This is a genomic window from Paenibacillus sp. SAFN-117 (genome assembly GCF_051966115.1).
Taxonomy (GTDB): Bacteria; Bacillota; Bacilli; order Paenibacillales; family NBRC-103111; genus Paenibacillus_L; species Paenibacillus_L residui.
The window spans coordinates 65287-74442 of sequence record NZ_JBQCLK010000032.1; the positions used below are offsets into that span (position 1 = coordinate 65287).

At 45.9% G+C, this 9156-nt stretch carries 7 protein-coding genes; 6 read left to right on the plus strand and 1 reads right to left on the minus strand.

From position 1 onward, the window contains the following. Positions 1–265 precede the first annotated feature (265 nt). The 6 genes from dnaN (at position 266) to gyrA (ending at position 8036) form a co-directional block, all read left to right on the plus strand. Positions 266–1408, plus strand: a complete 1143-nt coding sequence (gene dnaN / locus ACTHRH_RS19465) for a DNA polymerase III subunit beta (protein ID WP_150960413.1) — start codon at positions 266–268, stop codon at positions 1406–1408. Positions 1409–1421: 13 nt separating this feature from the next. After that, positions 1422–1637, plus strand: a complete 216-nt coding sequence (gene yaaA / locus ACTHRH_RS19470; RefSeq protein ID WP_144937132.1) for a S4 domain-containing protein YaaA — start codon at positions 1422–1424, stop codon at positions 1635–1637. A gap of 188 nt (positions 1638–1825) precedes the next feature. Beyond that, positions 1826–2941, plus strand: coding sequence for a DNA replication/repair protein RecF (recF, locus tag ACTHRH_RS19475; protein WP_379291012.1), 1116 nt, complete (start codon positions 1826–1828; stop codon positions 2939–2941). Positions 2942–2982: 41 nt separating this feature from the next. Then, on the plus strand, positions 2983–3231 hold the full coding sequence (gene remB / locus ACTHRH_RS19480) for an extracellular matrix regulator RemB (RefSeq protein ID WP_144937138.1): 249 nt from the start codon (positions 2983–2985) through the stop codon (positions 3229–3231). A 39-nt stretch (positions 3232–3270) separates the two neighbouring features. After that, the gene (gyrB, locus tag ACTHRH_RS19485) at positions 3271–5187 is read left to right on the plus strand and encodes a DNA topoisomerase (ATP-hydrolyzing) subunit B (RefSeq protein WP_150960411.1); all 1917 of its coding nucleotides are present in this window, start codon (positions 3271–3273) and stop codon (positions 5185–5187) included. Between the two features lie 311 nt (positions 5188–5498). Beyond that, a complete protein-coding gene (gyrA, locus tag ACTHRH_RS19490) occupies positions 5499–8036 on the plus strand; it encodes a DNA gyrase subunit A (RefSeq protein WP_150960410.1) in 2538 nt (845 codons plus the stop codon). A 139-nt stretch (positions 8037–8175) separates the two neighbouring features. Here the strand turns inward: gyrA and ACTHRH_RS19495 are convergent, their stop codons facing one another. After that, the gene (locus ACTHRH_RS19495; protein ID WP_144937147.1) at positions 8176–8637 is read right to left on the minus strand and encodes a DinB family protein; all 462 of its coding nucleotides are present in this window, start codon (positions 8635–8637) and stop codon (positions 8176–8178) included. Between the last annotated feature and the right edge of the window lie 519 nt (positions 8638–9156).

A 9156-nucleotide genomic window follows, 5' to 3' on the forward strand; every position in this document is an offset into this window, starting at 1 on the left:
GATTCTTGTCTTTTTTATTCACATATCCACATATTCAGGCCGCCTACTACTATTACTACTAAAAAAAAGATATAATTTAAAATAGAAAAGCGTTCAGCGAAGCCACATTTTCCACAATGGAAGTTTTGTGTCCTGCTCAGCTTTAAATTCTATTCAGGAGTCTTTCTCATTTTTCCCAAGCTGCATACATTATGCCGGCTTTTTCGAGTTTGCTATAATACAGGTTATGAGCCGTTTCTTATTTTAAGAACCCGGGAGTGAAATTATGAAACTGACGATTTTAAAAGACCAGCTGAGCGAGTCGATCCAGCATGTGTCGAAAGCGATTTCCAGCCGCACAACCATTCCAATCCTTAGCGGAATAAAGATAGATGCTACTCCTAAAGGAGTTATGTTAACGGCAAGCGATACGGACATTTCCATCCAATCCTTTATTCCATTGGAGAATGATGGGATAGAAAATGTGCAATTGGTCCAAACTGGTAGCGTCGTGCTGCCCGCCAAATTTTTCATGGAAATGGTGCGCAAGCTGCCTTCCGAACAAATAGAAATCGAAGCCGGCGAAAATCATCAAACGATCATCCGTTCTGGAACAGCCGAGTTTCAATTAGTCGGATTCGATCCGGAGGAATATCCCCTTCTCCCCCAAGTCGATGAGGAGAAAGTCATCTCGATGTCTAGCGATCTGCTGAAGGCAATGATCAAGCAGACCTCCTTCGCTGTATCCACAAGCGAAACGACACCGATTCTGACTGGAGTTCTCTGGTCCTTGACCGAGAATAATCTCAAGCTGATCGGATGCGACCGCCATCGTCTGGCCAGCCGGGAATCTCAAATCGATACCCCTCCGGACCAGGTAATCAAGAGCGTCGTCATTTCCGGTAAAACCTTAAGCGAGCTGAACAAAATATTGCCGGATCATAACTCCTTGATCGATATCGTCTTTACCGAAACACTCGTGCTGTTCAAGCTGAGCAATGTTCTGTTCTATACTCGGGTGCTGGAAGGCGTATATCCGGATACCAGTAAATTAATCCCGCAGCAATTCCAGACAGAAATGGTTATAAAATCCAAATCGTTAATGGACGCGATTGACCGGGCTTATTTGCTTACCAGAGAGAACAAGGCTAATATCGTAAAATTGGTTATGAACGACGATCAAACGATCGAAATTTCGTCCAGCTCATCCGATCTCGGCAAGGTCAAAGAAGTGCTTCCGGTCAGCAGCCATTCCGGAAATCTTCTGCAGATCTCATTCAATTCCAAATTTATGCTCGATGCCTTAAAAGTAATCGATAGCGAATTCGTGCATATCGGATTTACCGGACCGATGAACCCGATTGTTATCCAGCCGGAGGACGGCACGAGAATTTTGCAGCTCATCCTTCCCTACCGGACTACCAGCTAATAAAGGAGTAAGAATGAAATCTATCGAAATTTCGACGGAGTATATTGCATTGGGGCAATTTCTCAAGCTGGCTGACTGTGTGTCCACCGGCGGACACGCCAAAATATTTCTACAGGAAACGAAGGTTCTCGTTAACGGGGAGCCGGAAAACCGGCGGGGCCGAAAGCTTGTTCCCGGCGATATTATTCAGGTGGACGGCTGTGGGGAATTTCAAGTCCGGCGTTCTTAAACGAAGGCCCGAGCAGTTGAAACGGCAAGCTTGTCTCCAAAGAATAAAGTGCCGCATAGAATAGATAACTGGAGTCGTATGTTACAAAGAGGACCCCTTTCTTTCATTATGGATGAAAGTGTGGAATCATTGCTCTTGCCTTGCGAAGCGGAGCTTTGCGTTAAAGCGGGCTCTTAGGAGGAAATCACTTGTTTCTTAATAGGCTGGCTATTAAAAATTACCGAAACTATGATGAAATAGAGTTGAATACCGACCATAAGGTCAACATTTTTATAGGTCCTAATGCCCAAGGGAAAACCAATTTGCTGGAAGCGATCTATGTCCTTGCACTGTCCAAATCTCATCGTACGCATCATGATAAGCAGCTAATTCGCTGGAATGAACCCTATGCCCAGCTCTATGCGGAAGTGGACAAGAAATACGGCTTGTGCAAGCTCAGTCTCTCGGTTACTCCCCAGGGCAAAAAGGCTAAAATTAATGGCCTCGAGCAAAAAAAACTCAGTGATTTTATCGGAACGCTAAATGTAGTCATGTTTGCCCCGGAGGATTTGGAAATTGTCAAGGGCGCTCCCGGAATCCGCCGGCGGTTCCTTGATATGGAGATCGGCCAGGTTCACCCTGGCTATCTGTATGAAATGACCCAGTATCAGAAGGTGCTGAACCAGCGGAACAATTACTTGAAGCAATTGCCCGGCTTTCCTGCCGCCACGGACCCGATGCTTGAAATTTGGAACGAGCAGTTGGCCCAGTATGGTTCTAAAATCATCAAAAAAAGGCAAAGCTTTTTAAAAAAACTGCAAAAATGGGCGGAGTATATCCATTCGGGCATAACGAACGACCTCGAAAAGCTCCGGGTCGAGTACCGTCCCTCCATAGAAACCGGTGATCCCGAAGAGGAAACTATTCTATTTGAGCGATTTATGATAAAGTTAAAACAGATGAAAGATCAGGAAATAAGGCGCGGTACAACACTAGTCGGGCCTCATCGTGATGATATGATGTTTTTTATCAATGACAAAGAGGTTCAGGTTTACGGGTCCCAAGGCCAGCAGAGGACGGCCGCACTTTCCTTGAAGCTGGCCGAGCTCGAGCTGATTCACGAAGAATTGGGAGAGTACCCTGTTCTTTTGCTTGATGATGTCTTGTCCGAATTGGACCCGTATCGGCAAACCCAGCTGATCGAGACCTTTCAGGACAAGGTTCAAACCTTTATCACGACGACCGCCCTGGACAGTGTTAATATGGATAAGCTGTCGGATGCAGCTATATATCACGTTAAGAACGGATCGGTACAGGATAAGTGACGGCTATTCCATCGATTTCTATCCGAATAGGGGTTGAGCCTATGTTCATTCATTTGGGAGGAGAAAAGATCATTCGCGCTAACGAGTTAGTAGCTATATTTGACCTCTCGATCGAAAAAAATTCGAAAATTTCCAAACAATTTGTTACCCATGCGTTAAAAAATAAAAAAATCGAAGTGATAGGCGAAGAGGATAGCAAGTCGATCGTCGTTACAGTCCATAAAGTTTATTATTCCCCTATTTCATCTGCAACACTGAATAAAAGAGCAAGTCAATTGCAAATTCATTAGCCTTATCTGTCCGGAAATTTGAAAAGTAGGTGAAGGGTAATGTCATTGAATCCAAATACTTATGACGAGAATCAGATACAGGTACTGGAAGGTCTGGAGGCGGTCAGAAAACGTCCAGGGATGTACATCGGTTCCACCAGCAGCAGAGGTCTTCACCATTTGGTATGGGAAGTCGTCGATAACAGCATTGACGAAGCTCTGGCCGGTTACTGTACCCGAATTGATGTTACCGTTCATAAAGACAACAGCATTTCAGTAACTGACAACGGACGCGGAATTCCTGTAGGGGAACATGCCAAGATGAAGAAGCCCGCAGTCGAGGTTGTGCTGACGGTGCTTCACGCAGGCGGTAAGTTCGGCGGGGAAGATTCCGGATATAAAGTATCTGGCGGATTGCACGGAGTCGGGGTGTCGGTCGTTAATGCCCTGTCCGCTCATCTTACGGTTCAGGTCAAAACAAAAGGAAAAATTCATCTGCAGGAATATAAACGCGGCGTTCCTCAATACGATCTCAAAGTGATCGGAGAAACGGAAGAAACGGGAACGAAGATTACTTTCCTGCCCGATCCGGAAATTTTTACGGAAACCGTCGAATATGATTACGAAATATTACAATCGCGACTTCGGGAGCTGGCTTTTCTCAATAAAGGGATCGAGATCAATCTGTTCGATGAGCGGACAGATGCCTCCAATACATTCAAGTATGACGGGGGAATTATTTCATTCGTCGAATATTTGAACCGGAACCGGGAAGTGCTGCATGACCCGCCGATTTATACCGAAGGAACCAAGGATAACATCCAGGTAGAGATCGCTCTGCAGTATAACGACAGCTATGCCGAAAACATTTATTCATTCGCCAATAATATAAACACCCATGAAGGCGGAACCCATGAGTCCGGCTTCAAAAGTGCGTTAACGAGAATTCTGAACGATTACGCGCGCAAATCGAATTCCATCAAGGAGAGCGATTCGAATCTTACCGGAGATGATGTCCGTGAAGGTCTGACGGCAATTATTTCGGTGAAAATTCCTGAACCGCAATTCGAGGGGCAGACCAAGACGAAGCTGGGCAACAGTGAAGTGCGCGGGATTGTAGAGTCCCTCTTCTCCGAGAAGCTGCAGGAATTTCTGGAGGAGCATCCTTCGGTATCCAAGAAAATTATGGAGAAGGGGATTCAGGCGGCCAGAGCACGGGAGGCCGCTCGTAAAGCCCGCGAGCTGACCCGGCGCAAGAACGCGCTCGAAGTCAGTTCATTGCCTGGGAAATTGGCGGATTGTTCTTCCAAGGATGCGTCCATTAGTGAAATTTTTATCGTAGAGGGAGATTCGGCCGGCGGTTCCGCCAAGCAGGGCCGGGATAGGCATTTTCAAGCTATTCTTCCGCTGCGGGGTAAAATATTGAACGTTGAAAAAGCCCGTCTGGACCGGATTTTGTCCAACGCGGAAATTCGCGCGATCATCACCGCCCTGGGTACGGGAATCGGGGTAGATTTCGATATATCGAAGGCACGTTATCACAAAGTGATCATTATGACCGATGCCGATGTGGACGGAGCTCATATCCGTACTCTTCTGCTCACGTTCTTCTATCGTTACATGCGCAAGCTGATTGAGGCAGGTTATGTATATATTGCACAGCCTCCATTGTACAAATTAGAACGCAACAAAACGGTGCGCTATGCCTATAACGACAAGCAGCGGGAAGAAATGATGGCCGAATTTGGAGACGGGGCCAAAGTGAATGTCCAACGTTACAAAGGTCTGGGCGAGATGAATGCAGGCCAGCTCTGGGAAACGACGATGGATCCCGAAAGCCGGACACTGCTGCAGGTAAGTATTCAGGATGCTATGGATGCCGACCTTATTTTCGATACGTTGATGGGAGATAATGTCGAGCCCCGGCGGGATTTCATTCAAGAGCATGCCAAGTATGTAACCAACCTGGACATTTAACAATTGATCAAGCTAATTCCGAAAAGGGAGGTTCTGTTTGCACGGAGCCTTCTTTTTAAACTTATAGGACAAACTTGCGGGAGACATTATAGGTGCGGAAAGCGGAGGCGTTTTAAAAAAATAAATCCGTAAGTTCCGGCTGTATGAGCCGCCCAAAGTTCGTTTAATTGTGCAAAAGTTGTGAAAGTAATATAATAACAATGGATATATAAAAGCTGGCCGGCATTCAAATGACTGTGGAAATGGCGGGAAAATCTATTTTCCCTAATTTTCGGCTGGCCGGGTTTTGCAGAACGATCAGGAGGTAAACGATGGCCGAAGAAATGCAACCTCAAATCAAAGAAAGAGATATCGGCTCGGAAATGCGGGAATCGTTCATGGACTACGCGATGAGTATCATCGTCAGCCGTGCGCTCCCTGATGTCCGGGATGGCTTGAAGCCGGTTCACCGCAGAATTCTGTATGCGATGTCTGAATTGGGCATGTCGCCCGATAAGCCATATAAGAAATCGGCCAGAATAGTTGGAGAAGTCATCGGTAAATATCACCCGCATGGAGATTCTGCCGTTTATGAAACGATGGTTCGGATGGCTCAGGACTTCTCCCTTCGCTATATGCTGGTGGATGGCCACGGTAACTTTGGTTCTATAGACGGGGATTCTGCAGCGGCCATGAGATATACCGAAGCCCGCCTGTCGAAGATCGCTATGGAGCTGTTGCGCGATATTAACAAAGAAACGATTGACTTCGTACCGAACTATGATGGCGAGGAACAAGAGCCGGCAGTCCTGCCTTCGCGTTTCCCCAACTTGCTGGTTAACGGGATATCCGGGATTGCTGTCGGCATGGCTACGGCCATTCCTCCTCACAACCTTGGCGAAGTTATCGAAGGCGTTCAGGCGCTGATCAAAAATCCAGACATTACTCCGCTTGAGCTGATGCAATATATTAAGGGGCCCGATTTCCCGACGGGCGGATACATTCTTGGCAGAGAAGGAATCAAGCAGGCCTACTCTACAGGAAGAGGCTCCGTTACCATGCGTGCGAAAGCAACGATTGAGGAAGCCAACGGCAAGGCCCGTATTATTGTTAATGAGCTTCCTTACCAGGTTATCAAGACCCGGTTGATCGTAAACATCGCCGAGCTGGTGCGCGACAAGAAAATCGACGGCATTACCGATCTGCGTGACGAATCAGACCGCAATGGTATGCGGATCGTGATTGAGCTTCGCAAGGATGTCAACCCGAATGTCGTATTAAACAATTTGTACAAGCATACGGCTATGCAAAGTAATTTTGGGATCATTATGCTGGCGATTGTCAATAAAGAGCCCAAGATTTTAAATCTTAAAGAGGTCCTCCATTATTATTTGCTGCATCAGCAGGAAATCATACGCCGGCGGACCGAGTACGATTTACGCAAGGCTGAAGCAAGGGCACATATCTTAGAAGGTCTGCGTATAGCTCTCGATCATTTGGACGAGGTCATCAGTCTGATTCGTTCCTCCAGAACGACTGACATTGCGCGTCAGGGCTTGATGGATACGTTCGCTCTCAGCTATGAACAGGCTCAGGCTATTCTCGATATGCGTCTGCAGCGCCTGACTGGCTTGGAGCGCGAGAAGATCGAAGAGGAATATGCCGAATTGCTGCAGAAAATTGCGGAACTGAAAGAAATTTTGGCTAATGAGAGCCTTATTCTAGGTATCATCAGCGATGAGCTGGAAGAAATCAAAGAACGGTTCAGTGACGAAAGACGGACCGAAATTACGATCGGTGAAGACAGCATTGAAGATGAGGATCTGATTCCTCAGGAAGATGTGATCATTACGATCACTCATTCCGGGTACATCAAGCGTCTTCCCGTAACAACCTATCGCGCTCAAAGACGCGGAGGCCGGGGCGTAGTCGGAATGGATACGAAGGATGATGACTTCGTCGAACATTTGTTTGTATCCAATACACACCACTACCTGATGTTCTTTACGGACAAAGGGAAGGTGTACCGGCTTAAGGCTTATGAAATCCCGGATTTAAGCCGGACGGCCAGAGGAACGCCGATCATTAATTTGATTCAGATAGAGCAGGGAGAAACCGTCAATGCGGTGATCCCGGTCGAGAATTTCGATTCCGATCAATACTTGTTCTTCGCTACCAAAGAGGGAATCGTTAAGAAAACGCCGCTGCAGGATTACGGCAATATCCGCAAGGGCGGGTTAATTGCGATTAATATCCGGGAAGAAGACCGGCTGGTCGGAGTCCGCTTGACCGATGGACAGCAAGAAATCATCATGGGAACGAAGATGGGGATGTCGATTCGCTTCGAAGAGGATGACGTTCGTTCGATGGGCAGATCCGCCACAGGCGTTAAAGGAATTCATTTGTCTGAAGACGATGAAGTCATCGATATGGATGTAGTCGAGGGGCATAATGACGTCCTGATAGTTACTTCCAAAGGTTTCGGCAAACGGACGCCGATCGATGATTACAGGATTCAAACCCGCGGCGGCAAAGGAATCAAGACCCTCAACATTACAAGCAAGAACGGTTTCGTCGTCGGGCTGAAGGTTGTTAAAGAAGACGAGGATCTGATGATCATAACTGCGCAAGGAACGATTATTCGGATGAGTATGGCGGGAATATCGACTATGGGACGCAATACTCAAGGCGTACGTTTGATCAATATTAAAGAAGATGATGAAGTAGCTACGGTCGCCAGAGTGGATAAGAGCGAAGAAGAGGAAGAGGTTCTGGAGGAAGGGCCGGAAATTACTGCGACGGTCGTCAGAAAGGATCCGGACGAGGAACCTGAAACAGATATGGATGAAGAATCCGAGGATAATGAATAATGGCTGAAAGAGGGGCGCGTCCCCTCTTTTCTTTATTTATCACAACAGAAGGTTTAAGTTCATTAAGGCAAAAAAATAGATCAACTTTCTAATTAAAGGGTTCGTTAGAAGGACGGCGACAGTCGCGTCTTCTCGAAGCTCAGATTCCAAACAATCCTCGCCCTATTACATTGGCTGATATGGGTTGGAGCCCAATTTCTCTTGCCCAGAGGGCAAGCTGGCCCTTATGATGGATTTCATGAGCGATAACATGCCGTAATATTTCACCTTTGGTGTAACGTCCTTCAGTCCACGATACGGACACAATTTCATTTTCACAATCATCAGACCATGTATTTAGGAATACTTCTGTTTCTTTGATCCATGAATCGGAAAGTTCTTTAACTTGTTCAAGTGTCTTATAGTTCTCAAACTGGATTTGGATATCCGGCCTGCCTTGTATTCCGCGAATCCAACTATATTCCACATCACAAATATGGAAAAGTATATAAAGAATACAGCTTGGTCCACGATTACGCAGCAATTCCTCCTCCGGGACTTGCTTGAATAATTCAAACCATTCATTCCTTGTAAACCAGTTATACTGAAACAACTTTATCAAGATAAATCTCCCCTTATCAAGAATCTGTTGTTTTACCAATGGAGGGAGGCAGTTTAATATCCAGTGCATCATCAAGCTCTAATTTCTCGAATATCATAAGTAACCATTTCTAAACTGTTTATAATTATAGAACGGGCGTTCCCTTATTTCAACAAATTAAGTACATATTTTAAAAGAGTTAAAACATTTATTTATTCAAGCTCTACAAATCCAGATATTTCTTTGTTGACAGAACAGTTACCCATGTGATAAATTATTCTTTGTCGCTTCAAACGGCTTGGTTTTCTCAAGCAGCTGTCGGCAAGCTGGAAGAAAAAAACTTCAAAAAAAAGCTTGCATGACTAGGCGATATATGATATATTAAAAGAGTCGCTGTTAAAGAACGGCGGCACAGAAAAAAGCAGCATTGCCCTTTGAAAACTGAACAACGAGTGAATGAATGAAGCCAGTGCGTATACGGTTTTCGGACCGTATCCACGTCAATGAATGAACGAATTAATGAGCTAATCGCTCTTCACT

Bases quoted from the DNA above. Each gene is read 5' to 3' on its own strand.
- dnaN (WP_150960413.1), top strand. From the start codon at position 266: ATGAAACTGACGATTTTAAAAGACCAGCTGAGCGAGTCGATCCAGCAT.
- yaaA (WP_144937132.1), top strand. From the start codon at position 1,422: ATGAAATCTATCGAAATTTCGACGGAGTATATTGCATTGGGGCAATTT.
- remB (WP_144937138.1), top strand. From the start codon at position 2,983: ATGTTCATTCATTTGGGAGGAGAAAAGATCATTCGCGCTAACGAGTTA.
- gyrB (WP_150960411.1), top strand. From the start codon at position 3,271: ATGTCATTGAATCCAAATACTTATGACGAGAATCAGATACAGGTACTG.
- gyrA (WP_150960410.1), top strand. From the start codon at position 5,499: ATGGCCGAAGAAATGCAACCTCAAATCAAAGAAAGAGATATCGGCTCG.